This is a genomic window from Neomoorella carbonis, assembly GCF_045278715.1.
Lineage (GTDB): Bacteria > Bacillota > DSM-521 > Neomoorellales > Neomoorellaceae > Neomoorella > Neomoorella carbonis.
In genome coordinates, this window is record NZ_CP136420.1 from 182,501 (window position 1) to 202,458 (window position 19,958).

Consider the following 19,958-nt stretch of genomic DNA (forward strand, 5'->3'; position numbering starts at 1 on the left):
AAAAGTCAAGGAAAGTCAAAAGGAAAAAGAAGGTCAAATTGAAGGATATGCCGAGGGGGTAGGCCGATGAATGGAAGGTAAAACCCTGGCCGATCGTATCGAAAACTATATCAAATGGTTGTTAAAAAGCAGTGCCGATGGAATAGTAGAGTTACAGCGCCAGGAACTGGCCGCGCGCTTCACCTGCGTACCTTCGCAGATCAGCTATGTCCTCAGCACCCGCTTTACTATTGAAAAGGGATACCTGGTGGAAAGCCGCCGGGGGGGCGGTGGCTATATCCGCATTGCCAGGGTACCCTTAAATGCCGAAGCGCGGCTTAAAGATTGGGTGCAGAAGGCCCTGGGCGAATATATCTCCCAGGAGGCAGCTGTGGAGCTGCTGGAGCGCCTGAGGGAGGAGGGGTTATTAACCCGGCGGGAGCAACTGCTTCTGGCGGCAGCCATTAATCGCCAATCTTTACCCCTTGAACTACCCGGGCGCGACCAGGTGCGGGCCTGTATCATGAAGGCTGTAATTTTAACCTTAATGCGCAATGATTTCCCCAGCGCAGGATAAGAGGGGGCTAGAAAATGCTTTGTGAACGATGCCAGGAGAGGCCGGCCAGTGTCCACGTCACCAGGATTATCAACGGCGATAAGACGGAGCTTTATCTTTGCCAGGAATGTGCCCGGGAAATGCAGCCCCAGCTGAATTTTTCCATTCCCAAATTTTTAGCCGGGCTGCTGGATTATGACCCGGGCCTGGAGGTCAAAGCCCCGCCGGCAGTAGAACGCTGCCGGGAGTGCGGCCTGAGCTACGAGCAATTCCACCAGACGGGGCGGTTGGGATGCCCGGACTGTTACCATTACCTGGCCGCGCGCCTGGATCCCCTGATCCGGCGCATCCAGGGCAGCAGCCAGCACCGCGGCAAAGTACCCCGCCGGGCCGGTGGCAACCTCCGGGTGCGCCGGGAAATTGAAAAATTGCGGGCACAGCTGCAGCAGCTGGTGGAGCAGGAGGAATTTGAAAAGGCTGCCCAGGTCCGGGACCGCATTCGCGATTTAGAAAACCGCCTGGGAGAACAGGGGGGCTGGCAATGAGCCTGAATTTGGAGCGTAACAGCAAATGGATGGAAGGGTCCGGGCCCCAGGCCGACATCGTCATTTCCAGCCGCATCCGGCTGGCCCGTAACCTGAAGGGGATGCCCTTTCCCAATTTGATGAACGAAGCCCAGGAAGCCAAGGTTATCCGTCTGGTGGGCCAAGCCATCCGGGCGCCAGGGGTTTTTCAGGCCGTTGGTGAATTAAAGCTCCAGACCTTACGAGAATTGTCGCCGGTGGAGCGGCAAATACTAGTGGAGAAACACCTCATCAGCCCGGATCTGGCGGAAGGTAAAGGGGAGAAGGCCGTAGTTTTACGGGATGATGAAGCCATCAGCATCATGGTCAATGAAGAAGATCACCTGCGCCTGCAGTGCCTTTTACCGGCCCTGATGCTCCATGAAGCCTGGCGCCTGGCCGACGCTGCCGACGATGCCCTGGAAAACGAGCTGGACTTTGCTTTTGACCAGGAAAGGGGCTACCTTACCGCCTGTCCTACCAATGTCGGTACCGGGTTAAGGGCTTCTACCATGCTGCATCTGCCGGCCCTGGTGCTGACCAAGCAGGCCGGACAAGTTTTGACGGCCCTGACCAAAGTAGGGGTGGCGGTCAGGGGCCTCTACGGCGAGGGAACCGAAGCCCAAGGTAATATTTTCCAGGTTTCCAATCAGATTACCCTGGGACGTTCTGAAGAAGAGATTATCAATAACCTTTCGGCGGTAACTGTGCGGCTGGCCGACCAGGAAAGGGAAGCCAGGGAATTACTGCGCAAACAGAGCCGCTGGCAGCTGGAAGACCGCGTGGGCCGGGCCTACGGGGTCCTGACCAACGCCCGCATCTTGAGCTCCCAGGAAGCCCTGCAGCTCCTTTCTGATGTCCGCCTGGGAGTAGAGATGAAAATTTTACGCGGCATCGACCAGCGGCTTATAAACCAGCTGATGGTGCGCATCCAGCCGGCCTACCTGCAGTTTACCGCCGGTAAAGAGATGACGCCCTTTGAGCGCGATGTGCACCGGGCGGCCATGGTTCGAGAACTTTTAGCAGGCTAGCAGAAAACCTACAGGAGGTGGATTAATCATGTCACCACGTTTTACCGAAAGGGCCAACCGGGTCCTGCGCCTGGCCCAGGAGGAAGCCAGGGCCCTGCATCACCCGGCCATTGGGACCGAACATATCCTGCTGGGGATCTTACGGGAAGGCGACAGCGTCGCCGCCCGCGCCCTGGCCAGTTTAGGGGTTAACGTCAAAGCTGTACGTGATGAAGTGCGTAAAATTATCCGGCCGGGGGAAGCCCCTGCCGGTGGGGAAATCGGCCTGACACCGCGGGCGAAAAGAGTCCTGGAGCTGGCTAATGAAGAAGCGCGCCGCCAGGGCGTAAACTATGTGGGGACAGAACATATTCTCTTAGGCTTGCTGGAAGAAGGCGAGGGCCTGGCGGCGCAGGTCTTGAGCGGCCTGGGCTTAAGCGCCGATAGAATCCGCCAGCAGGTCATCGCCCTGCTGGGGGGTGCCGGGGGACAGCCCCAGGCCGGCGGCTGGACCCTGCTTTTCGGCAACCTGCCCTTCGGCATGAGCGGGTTCCCGGGAGGGATGGCCTTCCAACCCCAGGGGATGGCCGGCACCAAGGTGCGGGAGCAGCGGCCGGGTCAGACGCCCACCCTGGACCAGTTCAGCCGGGATCTCACCCGCCTGGCCCGGGAAGATAAGCTGGACCCGGTTATTGGCCGGGAAAAGGAAATTGAACGAGTCATCCAGATTCTAAGCCGCCGGACGAAAAACAACCCCGTTTTAATCGGCGATCCCGGCGTGGGCAAGACGGCCATCGTTGAAGGCCTGGCCCAGAAAATCGTCCAGAACCAGGTACCGGAAGTCCTGCGGGACAAACGGGTGGTGGCCCTGGATATGTCCGGCATGGTGGCCGGCACCAAGTACCGGGGCGAGTTTGAAGAACGCTTCAAGCGGGTTATGGACGAAGTCCGCGATGCCGGCAACGTCATCCTCTTTATCGACGAGCTGCATACCCTGATTGGTGCCGGGGCCGCCGAGGGGGCCATCGATGCCGCCAATATCTTAAAGCCCGCCCTGGCCCGGGGGGAACTGCAGACCATCGGCGCCACCACCATTGACGAGTACCGCAAACACATCGAACGGGACGCGGCCCTGGAGCGCCGCTTCCAGGCCGTTATGGTCGGCGAGCCCACGGTGGAAGAAACCATTGCCATCCTGAAGGGCCTGCGGGACCGCTATGAAGCCCACCACCGGGTGAAGATTTCCGATGCGGCCCTGGAGGCGGCGGCACGGCTTTCCGACCGCTATATCACCGACCGGTACCTGCCGGATAAAGCCATCGATCTGGTTGACGAGGCTGCTTCCCGGGTGCGTCTCAAAGTATATACGGCGCCCGACGACGTCAAGAAACTGGAAGCGCGCCTGGAAGAACTGGAGAAGGAAAAGGCGGCCGCCGTCCATGCCCAGGAGTTTGAAAAGGCGGCTGCCTTGAGAGACGAGGAAAAGAAAATTAAAGAAGAGCTAGAAGCCAGAAAGGGCGAGTGGCAGAAGGAAAAGGGCCTGGAGAAGTCCGTGGTGGAGCCGGAGGATATCGCCCAGATTGTTTCCAGCTGGACGGGAATCCCTGTCACCCAGCTGGCCCAGGAGGAAAGCGAGCGGCTCCTCCACCTGGAAGATATCCTGCACCAGCGGGTCATCGGCCAGGATGAGGCCGTCCGCGCCGTGGCCCGGGCCGTACGCCGCGCCCGGGCGGGCCTGAAAGATCCCAAGCGGCCCATCGGCTCCTTCATCTTCCTGGGGCCCACCGGCGTCGGCAAGACCGAGCTGGCCCGGGCCCTGGCCGAAGCCCTCTTTGGTGACGAAGATGCCATGGTCCGTTTCGATATGTCCGAGTACATGGAGAAGCACACCGTCTCCCGGCTGGTGGGCGCCCCGCCCGGCTACGTCGGCTACGAGGAGAGCGGCCAGTTAACGGAAGCCGTCCGGCGCCGGCCCTACAGCGTCGTCCTCTTTGACGAGATTGAAAAGGCCCACCCGGACATCTTTAACGTGCTGCTCCAGGTCCTGGACGACGGCAGGCTTACGGACGCCAAGGGTCGCACCGTCGACTTCCGCAACACGGTGATCATCATGACCTCCAATATCGGCGCCAGCACCATCAAGCGTGAGAGCCTGGGCTTTAAAGCTTCCACCAGCGAAGTGGCGGCCGAGTCTTACGACAAGATGAAAAAGCACATTATGGAAGAGCTGCGGCGGACCTTCCGGCCGGAGTTTCTCAACCGCATCGACGAGCTGATCGTCTTCCATGCCCTTTCCCGGGACGATATCAGGAAGATAGTCGACTTGATGCTGGCCGATCTGAACCGCCGCCTGGAGGAGAATAAGCTGGCGGTAGAAGTAACTGATGAAGCCAAAGAAATTCTTATTAAAGAAGGCTTTGACGAGGCCTACGGCGCCCGGCCTTTGCGGCGCGCCATCCAAACCCTCATCGAAGACCAGCTCTCCGACGAGATGCTGGCCGGGAAAATTGCTCCCGGCGACAAAGTCCGGGCCGTCGCCCGGGACGGCAAAATTGTCCTGGAGAAAGCGGCTTAATCCGGGGCAGGGTAGACCCTTACAAGCACTCGCGCGCAGCGGGTGCTTTCTCTTTTGCTGTAACGGGCAATTTATTTATTTCCACCGCCAGGGGACTGTTTTTTCCAGGGTCCCCAGGAGGCGGAAGGGTTTTCCCGCCCGGAGCCCTGCAGCCTCCAGGGCGGCCCGCTCGCCGGCGGCGAGGATGCAGGTGGCGGGGCCGGCCGATTTGTGCAAGTCCGGCTCCGGTAAGCCCGGCCGCCAGTTGATCTGCAGCCTGTATAAAGCGGCCAGATCCCGGGCCTCGGCCAGGATGCCCCTGGAACCGGCGGGAACGATTTCCCGGATGCCCGGCTGGTCGAGGAGCAGGCGCACGGTTTGCAGGTCTGCGATTTCCGGATCGTCGAGGAAGACCTCGGTTCCGACCTTGGGCCGCCCGAAAAGGGCCAGGGCGTCGCCGGCGGCCAGACGCCCTATTAGCAGCTCTGCGGTAGTCGCCAGGCCGATGACGGTGATCCCTATCCCCGACTGGATAGTGGGGACGTTTTTTTCGCTGCTGCCGGTGAGGGCCTTCTCCGGGTCGATACCCAGCGAGCGGACCTCGTCGGCCACCCCCTCCCGGATGGCCGCGCCTGCAGGTTCCGGTTCCACGCAGAGGGTGTTGACGATGCAGACCGGCCAGGCGCCTACCGCCAGGACTTCCATCAAGGCTACCCTGGCGGTGAAGCGGCCCAGGACGTATCCCGGCACCCGCACCACGTCGGCTTCCTTGGGGCCGATGGCGCCGGCGGAATCGCAGGCGATCACCAGGGATCTTTGCGCCTCCAGGTCCAGGATGGTCAAATCCCGGTAGCGGCGGGGGAAAAGGGCGGGCGGGGTCATTTACCTTCACCTTTCCCCCGGCCGGCGGCATAGCTGGCGGGAAATACCCGGCGCAGGCTGGTGAAGGCCGTCGCGGCCAGGACGATGTTCAGGGCGGAAGCGATCAATAAGGGCACCACCATGGCCAGGAAGAATGCTTTGCCGAACCCCGGCAGGGGGATAAACAGCGCCGGGAGTAACAGGCCGTTGAGGGCTATTCCCGCTGCGATCCCCAGCCAGGGGGAAAAGGGGTAGAAGAGGGCAAAAAGGGCGACGACGGCGGCCATGCCGGCGGCGATTACCAGGTGGAGGGGCAGGGTGAGGGGGAACCCGGCGGTAAAGGCGGTGAGCAGGTGCCCCAGGGAAGCTATGAGAGCCCCGTCGGCGGGACCCAGGATGAGGGCGCCGAGAAAGCCGGGAAAAGAATCGAAGGCCGGGGTGCCGGTGATGCTGGGTATTTTTAGATTGGCGCCCACAGTTGACAGGGCGATGAGCATGGCCAGGGTCGCCAGGCGTCTGGCCGTCCAGCGGCTTGCCTTAACGGCCGGGGAGGAAAGTTCCGGTTTTGCCATGTTTGCTTCTCCTTTCTAAAGAAGACTTTGTCAGGGGCGAAATGGGGCCGGGCCACCCGTAACAAAAAAGTCCCCAGCCGTCTTCCGGCTGGGGACTTTGCCATCATCCCCGGTTGCTTCTCCCCTTTCCTGGCGAAGGTGAGAGGTCGTATGGACAGGCAGGTCTCCTGGCTCGCGCTTCCTCGTTTGGCGATGCCTTCCCGGGAACTATCCCAGTGGCGTTATATCGCCAACTCCACGCTCACAGTGGCGGGACCGCGCCGGATCGCCGCCTGAAAAGGCGGTTACCGGACTTCCCTATTCTCCCCCTCCCGGGGGCACCTGTCCATTTTTTTCATATATGGTTGTCAATTATTAATATAATCTACCACCGTGCTTTTGGCAAGCCCTGTTTCCGAAAGTAAGCTCGGGAAAGACTTCCCGGGGGAGGTAGCCGCACCGTGTTCGATTACCGGGACGCGACGCTATGTTGTCCTTTTATTCCTGGCGGAAAAGGCCGGCTCCGGCCGGGTTACCCTGACTCGCCATCCAATTTACCGCCAGCTCTCCCGGGGCGGTAACCCTTTTACCTTGTGCCACATCCAGGGCTGCCAGGCCGGTGTCGGGATAGGCGCTTTCGCCGTGCTGGGAGAGATCCAGGCCGGCTTCCTCTTCCTCGGCTGTGACCCGTAAAGGTGTCAGCAGGGAGACGACCTTGAGAATGCCGTAGGTCACTGCGGCGGTAAAAATCCAGGCCGCCGCTACGCCTACCACCTGTACCCCCAGCAAATGGGCGTTGCCGTATAGCAGGCCGTCGGCCCCGGCGGGGTTCACGGCTTTGGTGGCAAAGATGCCGGTGGCAATGGCCCCCCAGGTGCCGCCGACGCCGTGACAGCCAAAGGCGTCCAGGGAATCGTCGTAGCCCAGTTTGACCTTGGCCACGGCCACCGCGAGGCAGCAGACGGCGCCGCCGATACCGCCGATTACCAGAGCTGCCGGGGGAGTGACGAAACCGGCCGCCGGGGTGATGGCGACCAGGCCTGCTACCGCGCCACTGGCCGCTCCCAGGGCGGTGGGTTTGCCGTGGAGCAGCCACTCTACCGCCAGCCAGCCCAGGATGGCGGCCCCGGCAGCCGTATTGGTCGTGACGAAGGCGTTACCGGCCAGACCGTTGGCCCCCAGGGCGCTGCCGGCATTAAAACCGAACCAGCCGAACCATAACAGCGCGGCGCCCAGAACAGTCATGGGGAGGTTGTGGGGCGGCAGGGGGATCCGGCCGTAATCCCGCCGGCGTCCCAGGACCAGGGCGCAGATCAGCCCGGCCACGCCGGCGCTGATATGCACCACTGTGCCGCCGGCAAAGTCCAGGGCGCCGAGTTCCCGCAGCCAGCCCCCCGCGCCCCACACCCAGTGGGCCAGGGGGTCATAGACCAGGGTAGCCCACATTAACGTAAAGAGCAGGAAGGCCGGGAAGCGCATGCGCTCGGCAAAGGCACCGGTTATCAGGGCCGGGGTGATTATTGCGAACATGAGCTGGAACATAGCAAATACCTGGTGGGGGATGGTGGCGGCGTAAACGGGATTGGGTTCCAGGCCGACGCCCCGGAACCCCGCCCAGTCCAGCCCCCCCAGCAAGTGGAGGTGGTCGGGACCGAAGGCCAGGGAATAGCCCCACAGGACCCACTGGACGGAAATAAGGGCCATGGCGGCCAGGCACTGCATAATGACACCCAGGACGTTTTTCTGGCGGACCATACCGCCGTAAAAGAAGGCCAGGCCGGGGGTCATCAACATGACCAGGGCGCTGGCTACTAAGAGAAAAGCGGTATCGCCGGTATCAACCGCGTTCCCGGCTGCCGCCAGCGCCGGCCGGGCCAGGACGGTCCCGGCGGCCAGGAATAATAATAGTAAAAGTGCTGTTACTACAGGCCGGAGCAGGATGTTTGACCTGCCCCTTACGTTGCTGACATTCCTTTGCTTCAATGCCATTGCCCTCCTTCATTCTGAAATAAAGAAGGCACAGGAGACAGGTTATCTCCTGTGCCTTCTTTGGCGACACACGGGTTACACCCTTGTAACCACGGATCAAATTTATTTAGTTACATTTTAATTCAGCATCCATGCCGCGTCAAGCCAAAAACTTTTGACATGTCACCGGACTGTGATATTGTCACCCTGTAAGCGGACTGAGAAAATGTCACTATGAGGGGAGAAATCTTTTTGAGTGCCAAAGAGTCCCGCAGGGTGTTTGTGATTGAACAAGCCATCAAAGGCAAGATTACCAACAGGCAAGCTGCTGAGGTCCTGGGATTGAGTGAACGCCAGGTTATCCGCTTGAAGGAGAGGATGAAAGCTGAAGGTGTTGCGGGCCTGGCTCATAAAAACAGGGGCCGAACTCCCAAGCATGCCGTGCCTAAAGATACTAAAGAAAAGGTTGTTTTGTTGGCCCGGGGCCCTCTTCGTGATGCTAGCTGTCAGCAGGTAGCCGAACTCCTGGAGGAGTTCTATGGCATAACCCTTTCTGCTAAGACTGTTGGCCGCATCTTGAAGGAGGCTGGTATTCCCCTGGCTCATACCCACAGGTCGCCTAAACGCCAGAAGTCACGGGAGCGTTTGCCCCAGGAGGGCCTCCTTTCCCAGTTGGATGCCAGCCCTTTTGCCTGGCTGGAGGATCGCGGCCCGGAACTTACTTTGCACGGGGCTATTGATGACGCTACCGGCAAAGTTCAGGGGTTGTATTTTACCCTTAATGAGTGCCTTGAGGGTTACTTCCAGGTGCTGTTTCAGGTGGTGCAAAACTTCGGTGTCCCCAGAAGTTTATACTCTGACCGCCATACTATTTTCTTCTCTCCCAAGAGGGACAGACTCTCTATTGAGGAGGAGCTGGCCGGCCAAACTGCCCCTTTAACCCAGTTTGGCCGGGCCATTGCCGAGCTGGGTATTAATCATATCCCCGCTCGCTCTCCCCAGGCTAAAGGGCGTATTGAGCGCCTCTGGGGCACTCTCCAGGGCCGCTTGGTGGTTGAACTCCGCCTGGCTGGTATCTCCACCCTGGAGGAGGCTAATGCCTTCTTGCCAGGTTTTATCCAGAGGTTTAACCGGCGTTTTGCCGTTACACCAGCCAACCCGGAACCGGCTTACGGCCCTTGCCCTCCTCCGGCCAGGTTAGAGCAAATTCTATCTTGGCGGCAAGAACGCAAGGCTTCCCGGGGTTCTTCTATCTCTTACCTGGGTCATACCTATCAGTTGGTTGATACTAGGGGGTCTGTGGTCCCTTTGCGCCCGGGGGCTTCAGTGGAGGTGCTTACCCACCTGGATGGTTCTTTAAGTGCCATCTATGGCGGTAATCGCTACTTATTGCGGCAGCTTACCCAGTCGCCAAAGGTGATGGCTAAAGAGCCCAAGAAAGCCCTGGCAAGCAGGGCTCATAAGCCAGCGCCAGACCATCCCTGGCGCCGTATGCCTATTAACCCGGCTAAAAAAGCGGTACCTTTACCCCACGATAATCTCTTACCCGCCAGTCAAGGGGGGTGACATTTTCTCTGTCCCGTTAAGGCCTTTTTGGGGTGACATTTTCACTGTCCCTTGACAGCCAAAAAATTTTGACGGCTACTGCCGGTACAGGCTAAAATAGACTTAATGGTTATCGCGGCAGCAGCGGAGCGGTTAAATTATGGCTTTAAATGGAACGGGGGTTGAGCTGGTGTATAAAATCGAGGCCATTATCCGGCCGGAAAAATTCGAGGCCGTCAAGGAAGCCCTGGGTCGCTACGGCATCCATGGTATGACCGTAACCCACACCCTGGGCTGCGGCCAGCAGAAGGGCAAAACCGAGGTCTACCGGGGCACGGCTTATACCATCGACCTCTTGCCCAAGGTCAAGGTGGAGATCGTCCTGGAAGATAGATACGTTGACGATGTGGTGGCTATTATCGCCCGCGAGGCCCGTACCGGCAACATCGGCGACGGCAAAATTTTTATCTGCCCCGTTGAAGATGCGATGAGAATCCGCACCGGTGAGCGGGGTGCGGAAGCGCTCTAAATGGCGGCTTCTACCCATGAACTTGCTGTTGCCGGGGTATACTAGATGTGACTGACAGCAAGGGAGTGGGCATGATGGACGATTTTTCTTTACGGGAAAAGGTGCGGCAGATTTTGCGCGAGGACAAGGACCTGAGCGGTTACGGCCTTAACGCCGACGTGGTGGCGGGTGAGATCCAGCTCCAGGGGATCGTCGATACCCTGAAGGAGAAAGAGCGGGCCGAAAGGCTGGTGCGGCAGGTTCCGGGGGTAAAAGGGGTAGCCAATGCCGTGGCTATCAGCACCGACGGGGCCATCAGGGATGAGGACGTAACCATGGAAGTCCATGAAGAACTGGACTTAGATCCGCGCGTTGACCTGCGCCATATTGGCGCCGAAAGCGTTGACGGCCACGGCACTGTGGTTTTGAAGGGACGGACGGAAGACCCGGCCGAAGTGGAAGCGGCCCGGGAGGCGGCCGCTAAAGCCCGTGGCGTGACCCGGGTGGTGAGCCAGGTTAAGGTAGGGGAAGAGAAAATGAGCCTGGAGGATATGTTCCATAGCCAAGTGAACAATGATAGGGAAGAGTAAGCCTTGATTTACTTATGCAAGCAGGCGCGATACTTGATTTAAAAAATTTGCGGCTAGCTTTCAATGCGGGGTAAATAATATACCCTTGCCTCACTCCCAGGGGGACCGTAGTAAAAGAAGACGAGGGTAGCTTCGTCGTGTTCCGGTTGCTCCGGGTGGCAGGGGAAGAGTTCGATAAAGCCGTGGCGGCGCAGGTTTGCCGGGGCTTCTTTCGCGAGCCCCGGCATATATTTTTCTATGGACCGGGGAGCGGTTATCTGCGCCATGTAGTTTGTACGCTCTTCCTGTGTCAGTGGCGAGGGCGGCATCCAGCCCGGGAAGTTCCGGCTGCGGTCGCGGCAGAGAAAGTCGAATTTAAGGAGCTGGTAGAAACGATCCAACTGGCGGGCGGTAAGGGGGTAAAAGCGTTTCGGCCATACCGCGCCCGGTGGAGAAGGGTGTCCCGCCTCCCTTTGCGCGTCCGGTTCTTCCAGGTACGGTCCTCCTGGCGCGGCGGGCCGGGCCATACCGGCGGCAAAGGCGGCCAGGAGCTCAAAAAGGTCCCGCTGGCTGTGGCCCCGGCGCAGGAGGCCCCGGGCCTCCCACCAGGCGGCCAGAGTCTCGTAAAGGGTGAAGCAGCTGCCACCAAAGGCGGTCGCGGCCAGGTAGCCGAGGGCGTGGTCGGCAAGGTGGCTGTTGCCGTAAAGGCGGAGCATGGTTTCCACGCTGTGGAGCCGGAGCATTTCCTCATAGGTAATGGTGCTGCTGGCCATTACCTCATAGGGGGGGCGGTCGAGAAAAAGGTAGCCGAATTCCCGGGATCGGGTGCGCAAAGCGGTCCCCTTCAGGAGTTTCAGGAAGCCGAGCTGGATTTCATGGGGTTTCAGGGCCGCTACGGCGTCGAAACTTTTGCCCACGCCGGCGTAAGTCTCCCCGGGCAGGCCGGCGATGAGGTCCAGGTGCAGGCGGATGTTCCCCATTTCCCGCAGGCGGCGGACATTGGCCGCCAGGCGCTCCCAGTCCTGGCGGCGGTTGCAGAGGGCGTTTATCCCGGCGTCAATGGTCTGGACACCGATTTCAAACTGGAACAGACCCGGCGGCACCTGGCTTAGAAAGGCCAGCATCTCGTCGTCCAGGCGGTCGCCGGCGATTTCAAAGTAAAAACGGGCGCGGGGACTGCGGGAGAGGAGGAACTCCCAGATGGCCAGGGCCCGTTTTTTGTGGGCGTTAAAGGTGCGGTCGACGAACTTGATCTCCCGGACGCCGGCCGCCAGCAGGCGTTCCAGGTCGTCCCGGACACGTTCCAGGGAGAAGTAGCGCAGGCCTTCCGTAGTGGATGAGAGACAGAAACCGCAGGCGAAGGGGCAGCCGCGGGAGGTTTCGTAGTATACCGTACGCTGGCGGAAGTCGTTGCCCGCGGCGTCCAGGTCTTCCTGGTAGGGGAAGGGTATGGCGTCCAGGTTGCGGGGGAGCGGCGCCGGCGGGTTGACGACAATCTCGCCTCCCCGCCGCCAGGCCAGGCCGGGAATGGTTGCCGGCCCGGGTACGGGCCCTGCGGCAAACCTCCCTGCTGCCGGCCGGCCTATGGAGGCGGGAAGGAGTTCTTCCCGCCTCCCTGCCGGGAGGTGCTGTCGTCCAGCCAGTTGTTCCATGAGGACGCGGAAGGGGATTTCTCCTTCACCGGTGATTACCAGGTCGACCTGGGGGTTTTGCGCCAGGAAGACGGCCGTGTCGAAGGAAACCTCCGGGCCGCCGCAGAGGATAGGGAGATCCGGGCGGACGGTTTTGAGAATCTGGATCACGGCCAGGGTGGGGTCGATATTCCAGATATAGCAGGAGAAGGCCACCAGGTCGGGGCGGTACCGGTAGATAGCGGCGGCGATATGTTCCGGGTGGTCGTTGATGGTGAACTCATCCAGGATAAAGGTGTGGGGCAGGTCGCGGCAGCAGGCGCGCAGGTAGCGCAGGGCCAGGTTGACGTGGATGTACTTGGCGTTGAGGGTGGTTAACAGGACCCGCAAAGGTATACCCCCGTAAATTAGAAGTCAGAAACAAGACACCCGTGCCGCTGGCGCGGTACGCCGGCTTACATGCCCGTAGCTTCGGGCTCTACTGTGAGGATTTCCAGGCTTGCCAGGCACTCCTCGACAAGCTCCGTCACGGCCAGGTTCTTTTCGGCCGCCTCCACCCGGGCCAGGGGCGGTTTGGTAGCCGGGTGTTTGGGGACAAAGAGGGTGCAGCAGTCTTCATAGGGCCGGATGGAGATGGCGTAGGTGCCGATGCGGCGGGCCACCTCGATGATCTCGCTCTTGTCCCAGGCCACCAGGGGCCTTAAGACCGGCAGGTCGACCACCTTGTTGATGACGGCCATACTCTGGAGGGTCTGGCTGGCCACCTGGCCCAGGCTTTCGCCCGTGAGGATGGCCAGGGCATCCTCTTTGGCAGCCACCGCCCTGGCGATGCGGAACATCATGCGCCGCATGATGGTGACGTAAAATTCCTGGGGGCAGTGCTGGCGGATGGCCTTCTGGATATTGGTAAAGGGGGCTACCACCAGGCGGAAAGGTCCGCTGTAGCCCGCCAGGACCCGGCAGAGGTCGACGACCTTTTCCTTGGAGCGCTCGCTGGTAAAGGGGAAGCTGTGGAAATGGAGGGCCGTGAGTTCCAGGCCCCGCTTCATACCCATGTAGCCGGCCACCGGGCTGTCGATGCCGCCGGAGATCAGGAGCAGTCCCCGGCCGGTGACCCCCACGGGCAGGCCGCCGGGTCCGGGGATGACGCGGGAGTAGATGTAGGCCCCTTCGTCACGGATTTCCACATGGATAACCCGGTCGGGATGGTGAACGTCTACCTGCTGGCCCTGGCTGTGGGTCAGGAGATAGGCCCCCAGCTCCTGGTTGACCTCCGGCGAGGCGAGGGGAAAGCGTTTATTGGGCCGCTGGGTCTGGACCTTAAAGGTGGTGCCGGGTGAATCCTTTAAAACGGCCAGAGCGGCTTTTTTGATGGCTTCCAGCTCCAGGGGAGCTGCGGCTACCGGGCTCATGGAGACGATACCGAAGACGCGCTGCAAGCGCCGGGCTACGGCTTCCAGGTCGTCATGGAGATCAACGAAGACGCGGCCAAAGGTCTTGCGCATCCGCCGGGGTGGCAGGTCGCCCAGGGCCCGGCGCATGTTGGCCAGGAGTTTGTCCTCAAAATAAGGGCGGTTATTGCCTTTCAGGCTGATCTCGCCGTAACGCACCAGCAAGGATGTATACATGAAAATTCCTCCGCACAAGGCAATCTTTTATGCGTAAACAGCCTTTTTCCTACAAAGCCCACAGTTCCGTTACACATTCCTTTATAGCTTCGACCGCAGGGGTAACTTCATCAGGAGTATTTAGGGCCCCCAGGCTGATGCGGATGGCTCCTTCCAGGCGCCAGCGTTCCAGGTGCAGGGCTTTGAGGACGTGGCTGGCCTCCTGCTTGCGGGAGTGGCAGGCCGAACCGGTGGAGACGTAGACGCCCCTTTGCTCCAGCATGTGGACCAGGACTTCCGCCCGGACGCCGGGGAAGGAGACATTCAAAATATGGGGGGCGCCTTCCTCCGGAGGGGGACCGTTAATTTGCGCGCCGGGGATGGATTTCAGCAGCCTCGTGGCCAGCTCGATTTTTATTTTCCGCATCCTGGCCACCCGTTCCTCCATGTGAGCGGCAGCAAGCTCGGCTGCCAGGCCAAAGGCGGCAATACCCGCCGTATTTTCCGTCCCCGCCCGCCGGCCGGCTTCCTGGTCGCCGCCCACGAGGAGTGGCTCCAGGCGCAGTCCTTCCTTTATATATAAGGCGCCTGTACCTTTGGGCCCGTGGATTTTATGGGCGCTCAGGGACAGCAGGTCAATACCGACTTTCTGACAGTTAAGGGGAATTTTGCCGTAACCCTGGATGTGGTCGACGTGCAGGACGGCCCGGCTTTTGCTGCGGACCAGGCGGGCAACCTCCTCGACAGGCTGTAAGGCGCCCGTCTCATTGTTAACGCTCATAACGCTTACCAGGATAGTATCTTCCCTCAAGGAGGCTTCCAGATCGGCCGCACTGATGACGCCCCGGGAGTCCACCGGGAGGTAGGTAACTTCGTAACCCTCGGCCTCCAGTCGCCGGCAGGCGGCCAGCAGGGAGGCGTGTTCGACGGCCGTGGTGATGATGTGTTTACCCTGGCGCCGGCGGGCGCGGCTGATGCCCCATACGGCCCAGTTATTGGCTTCGGTGCCGCCGGAGGTAAAGTAGATCTCTGCCGGCCGGGCGCCTATCAGGCCGGCTACCTGGCGGCGGGCGTGAGCCAGGGCCTTTTCAGCGGCAATACCCAGGCCGTGGAGGGAAGAGGGGTTACCGTAATTTTCCACCAGCATTTTATGCATTACAGCCGCGATGGCGGGCAGGACGGGTGTGGTAGCACTGTTATCCAGGTAAATGGCTGGCTGCAAGGCGGCAAATCCTCCCTTGGCAATGGCTGTTTCTCACTAGTATTATACAACAAATGGTCGCGACTTAAAGGCCCGTGGCACCACTCCGGGGGTGCAAGCATATTGTAAATTAAAATCGTCACCTTTGAGGAGTGGCGCTCATGCAAAGGGTAGAAAGAGCCCTATCGAGGTACCGGGAGGATCTTTTGAGTTTACCTAACGTGGTGGGTGTAGGGAAGGGATTTAAGAGCGTCCGGGGCGAGACAACCAGGAAGCCGGCAGTAGTAGTCTTAGTCAAGGAGAAATTACCGGTGGCTAAATTACAGCGGGGGGCCAGGATACCCCAGGTACTGGATGAAGCGGACACCGATGTCCTGGAGGTAGGGGAACTGCGGCTCCTGGGCCGTACCGATTACCAGCGGCCGGCCCGGCCGGGGATGAGTATCGGCCACTATAAAATTACCGCCGGTACCTTCGGGGCGGTGGTGAAAGACCGGCAAACGGGGGAACCCCTCATCCTTTCCAATAACCACGTCCTGGCCAACATTACAAGCGGCCGCGACGGCCGGGCCAGCATCGGTGATCCCATCCTGCAGCCCGGTCCCTATGATGGCGGCACCAGGGACCAGGTAATCGGCTACCTGGAACGCTTTGTACCTATTTATCCCGTCGTCCAGGAGGTTACCTGCAGTCGAGCTTTGCGTTTCCAGGAAATCCTCAACCGCCTGGTGCATCTGGTACGGCCCAATTACCAGGTCAGGATGCAAAAGCTGACAGCGACAACTAATATTGTCGATTGCGCCGTGGCCCGGCCGGTAAGTAAAGATGTTATCTTAACGGAAATCCTGGACCTGGGGCCGGTGAAGGGCATCCGGGAGCCCGAACTGGGCATGAACGTAGTAAAGAGCGGGCGTTCCAGTGGCATCACCCGCTCCACCGTTAAGGTTCTCCAGGCCACCGTCAAGGTGATCCTGGAAGAAGGGTTAACCGGTATGTTCAGCGACCAGTTCGTTACCGGACCCCTTGCCCAGCCGGGAGACAGCGGCTCCCTAATTCTGGACAACGAAAATTACGCCGTCGGCCTCCTTTTTGCCGGTTCAGATCAGACTTCTGTCGGCAATCGCATTCAAAATGTCCTGGAGCAGCTGAATGTTGAATTTTAGCTCAGAGCTTGAAGGCTGCTGGGCCGGGGTTAAATTTTAGGCTACATGGTCAGCTGGCCACCAGGGACGTCAATTATTTGCAGGACCTTTTCTTCTTCACCCGTGATGGCGTTGATATATGAGAGGTAATAGGTATCATCGAGTTTGGTTTTAACTTCATAGGTGAGCTTTTCTATCCCCCCGGGCAGGGGTATCAGGGCCAGCCGGACGCCTGCAACCTTGAGGCCGGAGTTAATTTTGGCCCGGGCCTCGGCCGGGGTTAGCTTGGGTTTGGGCAGCTGGCGGTTGTGATGGGCCATATAATAAGGCGTCGCGTCCCAGCCGGTAATTTCCCCGTTGTCCAGGGCTACCTTGACCTTCACCTGGTCGGGATAAAGGAGGACATCGCCTTCTTGAGCGGCGAAGGTAATTACCTGGTTATTACCGGTGCGTACGGTATATGTGGGCTGCATATTGGCAAAGCCGTGGGCCTTTAAGAAAGCCGTGGCCCGCTCCAGGGCTTTAGCAGCGTCGAGGGTGGGGGCGTCTACCGGCCGGGTATTGAGGAGGGAAATGATTTCCCCGCCCTGTTTGCTGACATCAATGTGCACCGTCACATTGGGACGCCGGTTGTCTATTAAGTTAAAGGCGAAGGTTGGCAGGAGGCCGTTGCTGGTCCGGGCGGCCTGGACGCGGTAACTGCCGTTGCTGGCGTCATTGGCGAAGGCAAGTGCTTTGCGTTCAGCATCAGCCTGGGAAATCTCGCCGCCCTTAAGGCCCAGGGGACGCGGCTTTTCCAGATGATCGGAAAAGGGACCGTCATAGTTCAGACTGGGCAGAGTTTGCAGGCGACGGTCGGCGTTAACGAAGCCCTCCAGGGGCCCGGGCTGGGCCTGGACGGGAACGGCCAGCCTGGCAATGGTCTTTAAGGGCTGCGGCATCCGCGTACTGTAGAAGCTGCTCCAGCGCAAACCTTTGCTGGCCACCTGGCTTTCCGTCTGGCGGAGGTCCGTGGCCAGCCGCTTCATTTCATCCCGCAACCTGGCCAGTTGTTCCTTCTCCTGGGGAGTTATTTCCCCGCCCCGGGCCAGTTTCTGCGCCAGGTAGTTGCTGTAGTCGCTGGTCTGGGCCAGGAATTTACTGGTATTAATGGGCTTTATGCCCGGGGTAGGCAGCTGGCTTAAGGACAGCTGGGCGGCAGCCGCCTGGTTCCAGGCTTCGGTCAGGTGGACGGCCTGCTGGCGGGGAGAGCTGCTGGCCAGGGATTTACCCATACTGACCTGGGCCTGCTCTACGTAACTCAAAAGGTTATAGAAGTCGCGCTGCCCACCGGCCTCCACGGCGTTGGCCAGGGTTAAACGGTTGGCCCTCTCCCACAGGCCCCAGCCGACAGCCATTAGCAGGGCCAGGGTAAGGACAATGGTTGAAATCCTGCGTGTCAAATTAAACACCATCCTTTCAGGTCTTAACGGGCGAAGACGTGGCTTCCGATCTGGGTAATAATGGACCTACTCCAGATCCAGGGACTGACGGGCTTGGCCGGGTTCCAGAAGAAAAGGGCGCCGTAGGTGGGGTCCCAGCCATTCAAGGCATCAGCGGCAGCCGCGGTAGGTGAAGCCAGGTTGGTGACTTGCCAGATGAGGCCGTTGGCTACGCTTTCAAAGGCCCATGGCTCGTAAATCACCCCGCTGATGGTGGAGGGAAAAAGAGGGCTGCGCACCCGGTTCAAGACGACGGCCCCTACAGCTACCTGGCCCTCATAAGGCTCATTACCGGCTTCGGCAGCAATTAACCGTGCCAGGAGATTAAGTTCATCCCCCACAGCAACCGGTACCCCGGCCTGGGTGGGAAGGGCCCGGGGAACATGCCCCTGGCGATAAAACTGCCACAGGGCGGTACTGATTAAAATGACAGCCAGTAGAACCGGCATGATCAAGCGGCGGCGGAAAGGATTCATAGATTTTCCTCCCTGTTTCCTTATTCCGCCTTTAGTGTGGATGGGTAGCCAGGGCCTTATACGTAAAAAAGAGCGCTGAATAGCGCTCTTTTTAGTTACTGCGGAAACGGTTGCTGCGGTTATGCTGGGGCGGGGGATTTTCCTGTGCGGGAGCTGTTTCCTGGGCTTCTTTTTCTTTGGCGCCCTTGCTTTCTTTGGCACTCATGAGCAAATTCATGAGGCTGGTGATTAAAGCCGGGTTTTTGCCCAGCAGGCCGGCCAGCTCGGCCGGTGCTTTGACATTCCCGCCGCTTCCCTGGCCCAGGACGGCATTTAAGGCTTCCTGGATGGCGTTGCCGGTTCCGGCCCTGGCCGGTATGGCGACATTACCGTGCAGAAGATTTAAGATACCCAGCAGATCGACCAGGCCTAACAGTCCGGCCAGCTCATTAAAGTTTAGGGCTTGTTGCTGCTGGGGGCCCAGTAATTGGAGCATGACTTCAAGCAGATTGGTTTTTTCCACTGCGGCCACCTCCCCAAATCCCTCCCTTTAATATATGCGCCAGGTAATCAATCCAGCGCTGCACCAAACTTGTTTTAGTTGCATATTTTTAACTATAGAGGATTGATTTTCGCTTTTTAAACTGAAACGGGAGGGAGCGAGATGGCCGATTATATTGTCGATCCCAATCTCCTGGCCGTTATCCAGAGCCTGAAACCCTATATGAGCAGCCGGGCTCTCCAGTGTACCGAAGTGGCCGAAACGCTGCTCGAGATTTTAGCCAGCGAACAGGCCCGGCGGGTCCAGGAAAAATTACAGAGTTTACGCCAGGAGTACAAAATGGCAGTGCAGGCAGCGAAGGCTAAAAAAACTGGCGATAAATGAGATGACAACCAGAGAGGGCGGGACCCTTTCTCTCTTTTTTTAATTCTAATTTTATTGCTACTGTCCACCGGCAGCTTCCCCGGGCCCGGCTCCTCTCCAGGAAGCGTGGTTAAGAATAACTCAGGTGGACGCGGGCCGGCCCACTATCCCGGGGATTTCCTGAAGAAGTGGCAGCAGGTGCCCCCGGGCTGGAACCGGCAGCCGGCGGCCTTTCGCCGGTGGGGGGGCGCTGGGGAGAGTGGACGACGGTCAGGCTGTTTAAGATTACCTCTTCTTCCCAGGCCAGCTGGCCGTTTTCGTAGCGGCGGCGGCGGATTTCGGCCCTGGGGATAAAAGCGGAGACTTCGTGGGGAAGGTCGTAAACCAGGCGGCGGATTATCCGGATGACGGCATTGTCAACGTGGAGTTCAACCGCATCGATATTAAGGGGGCATTCTGACGGCAAGGGAAACACCTCCTTTGCTGCCAGTATATGTTAGAGGTGCTGGAATTGACCGGGGTTGCCGCTCCTCGCCCTGAAAGGCGGCCGCCCGGGAACTGATAGGCCGGCAAAGGTAAAGGGCCGATCCCCTTCATAGGGACCGGCCCTTCTTTTTAGCTGGCCTTGCTTTCCTCTTTAGCCTTATCCTTATATTCCTGGCTGCGGTTTTCGGTGGTATAGAAACCGCCGGCCTTGTAGATTACGCTGATATTATGCCCGATCAGCCGGTGTACAGGCCCTCCGCAGGTAGGGCATTTCTCCAGGGGAGGGGCGGTAATGCGCTGTTCCTGTTCAAAGACACCGCATTGGGCACATCTGTATTCATAGATTGGCATCGTTACCACCTCCGCTTGTCTGTATATAGCTCCAGCTTTGGTTATACGTCAGGAAGCCTGATTTGTCAAGATAGC

20 protein-coding genes and 1 riboswitch are annotated in these 19,958 nt (G+C 59.4%); of the genes, 9 read left to right on the forward strand and 11 right to left on the reverse strand.

All coding sequences use genetic code 11. The features are described 5' to 3' along the window. Window positions 1-70: 70 nt before the first annotated feature. Genes MCACP_RS00995 through MCACP_RS01010 form a run of 4 tightly spaced genes read left to right on the forward strand, consistent with a single transcriptional unit; the run spans window position 71 to window position 4,683 of the window. Window positions 71-556: a CtsR family transcriptional regulator gene (locus MCACP_RS00995; RefSeq protein WP_406677542.1), complete on the forward strand. Its 486-nt coding sequence runs from the start codon at window positions 71-73 to the stop codon at window positions 554-556. 14 nt (window positions 557-570) lie between these two features. After that, the gene (locus tag MCACP_RS01000; protein WP_406677543.1) at window positions 571-1,080 is read left to right on the forward strand and encodes a UvrB/UvrC motif-containing protein; all 510 of its coding nucleotides are present in this window, start codon (window positions 571-573) and stop codon (window positions 1,078-1,080) included. Further along, entirely contained in the window at window positions 1,077-2,129 is a 1,053-nt protein-coding gene (locus MCACP_RS01005; protein ID WP_406677544.1) for a protein arginine kinase, read from the forward strand. The genes MCACP_RS01000 and MCACP_RS01005 overlap by 4 nt, the downstream gene beginning before the upstream one ends. A 28-nt stretch (window positions 2,130-2,157) precedes the next feature. Continuing rightward, a complete protein-coding gene (locus tag MCACP_RS01010) occupies window positions 2,158-4,683 on the forward strand; it encodes an ATP-dependent Clp protease ATP-binding subunit (protein WP_406677545.1) in 2,526 nt (841 codons plus the stop codon). A 75-nt stretch (window positions 4,684-4,758) separates the two neighbouring features. Here MCACP_RS01010 and MCACP_RS01015 read toward each other — a convergent pair whose 3' ends face one another. The 3 genes from MCACP_RS01015 to MCACP_RS01025 all read right to left on the reverse strand — a co-directional run bounded on the left by MCACP_RS01015 (window position 4,759) and on the right by MCACP_RS01025 (window position 8,012). Beyond that, window positions 4,759-5,544, reverse strand: a complete 786-nt coding sequence (locus MCACP_RS01015) for an AIR synthase related protein (protein WP_406677546.1) — start codon at window positions 5,542-5,544, stop codon at window positions 4,759-4,761. Then, on the reverse strand, window positions 5,541-6,095 hold the full coding sequence (locus MCACP_RS01020) for an ECF transporter S component (RefSeq protein WP_338833810.1): 555 nt from the start codon (window positions 6,093-6,095) through the stop codon (window positions 5,541-5,543). Before MCACP_RS01020 ends, MCACP_RS01015 begins: the two co-directional genes overlap by 4 nt. A 140-nt stretch (window positions 6,096-6,235) precedes the next feature. After that, a riboswitch (cobalamin riboswitch) is annotated at window positions 6,236-6,435 on the reverse strand. Window positions 6,436-6,572: 137 nt separating this feature from the next. Further along, window positions 6,573-8,012, reverse strand: coding sequence for an ammonium transporter (locus MCACP_RS01025; RefSeq protein WP_406678646.1), 1,440 nt, complete (start codon window positions 8,010-8,012; stop codon window positions 6,573-6,575). Between the two features lie 282 nt (window positions 8,013-8,294). Here MCACP_RS01025 and MCACP_RS01030 point away from each other — a divergent pair, with 282 nt between their 5' ends. The 3 genes from MCACP_RS01030 (at window position 8,295) to MCACP_RS01040 (ending at window position 10,685) form a co-directional block, all read left to right on the forward strand. Next, window positions 8,295-9,608, forward strand: coding sequence for an ISNCY family transposase (locus tag MCACP_RS01030; protein ID WP_406677547.1), 1,314 nt, complete (start codon window positions 8,295-8,297; stop codon window positions 9,606-9,608). 169 nt (window positions 9,609-9,777) lie between these two features. Beyond that, window positions 9,778-10,116, forward strand: a complete 339-nt coding sequence (locus MCACP_RS01035) for a P-II family nitrogen regulator (RefSeq protein WP_406678647.1) — start codon at window positions 9,778-9,780, stop codon at window positions 10,114-10,116. Window positions 10,117-10,163: 47 nt separating this feature from the next. Further along, entirely contained in the window at window positions 10,164-10,685 is a 522-nt protein-coding gene (locus MCACP_RS01040) for a BON domain-containing protein (RefSeq protein ID WP_406677548.1), read from the forward strand. A 53-nt stretch (window positions 10,686-10,738) separates the two neighbouring features. Here MCACP_RS01040 and MCACP_RS01045 read toward each other — a convergent pair whose 3' ends face one another. The 3 genes from MCACP_RS01045 to MCACP_RS01055 form a co-directional block, all read right to left on the reverse strand. Further along, window positions 10,739-12,685 (reverse strand): B12-binding domain-containing radical SAM protein, encoded by a 1,947-nt coding sequence (locus MCACP_RS01045; RefSeq protein ID WP_406677549.1) that lies wholly within the window; start codon window positions 12,683-12,685, stop codon window positions 10,739-10,741. Between the two features lie 65 nt (window positions 12,686-12,750). Then, window positions 12,751-13,923 (reverse strand): tRNA uracil 4-sulfurtransferase ThiI, encoded by a 1,173-nt coding sequence (gene thiI, locus MCACP_RS01050; RefSeq protein ID WP_406677551.1) that lies wholly within the window; start codon window positions 13,921-13,923, stop codon window positions 12,751-12,753. 49 nt (window positions 13,924-13,972) lie between these two features. Further along, complete coding sequence (locus MCACP_RS01055) at window positions 13,973-15,124, reverse strand: cysteine desulfurase family protein (protein WP_406677552.1); 1,152 nt, start codon at window positions 15,122-15,124, stop codon at window positions 13,973-13,975. A gap of 185 nt (window positions 15,125-15,309) precedes the next feature. Between MCACP_RS01055 and MCACP_RS01060 the strand changes: the two genes are divergently transcribed. Further along, window positions 15,310-16,266, forward strand: a complete 957-nt coding sequence (locus MCACP_RS01060; RefSeq protein WP_406677553.1) for a hypothetical protein — start codon at window positions 15,310-15,312, stop codon at window positions 16,264-16,266. 41 nt (window positions 16,267-16,307) lie between these two features. Here MCACP_RS01060 and ypeB read toward each other — a convergent pair whose 3' ends face one another. From ypeB to MCACP_RS01075, 3 genes are all read right to left on the reverse strand, one after another. Beyond that, window positions 16,308-17,687 (reverse strand): germination protein YpeB, encoded by a 1,380-nt coding sequence (ypeB, locus tag MCACP_RS01065; protein ID WP_406677554.1) that lies wholly within the window; start codon window positions 17,685-17,687, stop codon window positions 16,308-16,310. Between the two features lie 23 nt (window positions 17,688-17,710). Further along, a complete protein-coding gene (locus tag MCACP_RS01070) occupies window positions 17,711-18,202 on the reverse strand; it encodes a cell wall hydrolase (RefSeq protein ID WP_406677555.1) in 492 nt (163 codons plus the stop codon). Window positions 18,203-18,293: 91 nt separating this feature from the next. Further along, entirely contained in the window at window positions 18,294-18,704 is a 411-nt protein-coding gene (locus tag MCACP_RS01075; RefSeq protein WP_406677556.1) for a hypothetical protein, read from the reverse strand. Between the two features lie 141 nt (window positions 18,705-18,845). Here MCACP_RS01075 and MCACP_RS01080 point away from each other — a divergent pair, with 141 nt between their 5' ends. Further along, window positions 18,846-19,067 (forward strand): hypothetical protein, encoded by a 222-nt coding sequence (locus MCACP_RS01080; protein WP_406677557.1) that lies wholly within the window; start codon window positions 18,846-18,848, stop codon window positions 19,065-19,067. A gap of 109 nt (window positions 19,068-19,176) precedes the next feature. Here the strand turns inward: MCACP_RS01080 and MCACP_RS01085 are convergent, their stop codons facing one another. Together MCACP_RS01085 and MCACP_RS01090 are read right to left on the reverse strand one after the other, a co-directional pair. Then, the gene (locus tag MCACP_RS01085; protein ID WP_406677558.1) at window positions 19,177-19,512 is read right to left on the reverse strand and encodes a hypothetical protein; all 336 of its coding nucleotides are present in this window, start codon (window positions 19,510-19,512) and stop codon (window positions 19,177-19,179) included. A 149-nt stretch (window positions 19,513-19,661) separates the two neighbouring features. Further along, complete coding sequence (locus MCACP_RS01090) at window positions 19,662-19,883, reverse strand: FmdB family zinc ribbon protein (protein ID WP_406677559.1); 222 nt, start codon at window positions 19,881-19,883, stop codon at window positions 19,662-19,664. Window positions 19,884-19,958: the final 75 nt, after the last annotated feature.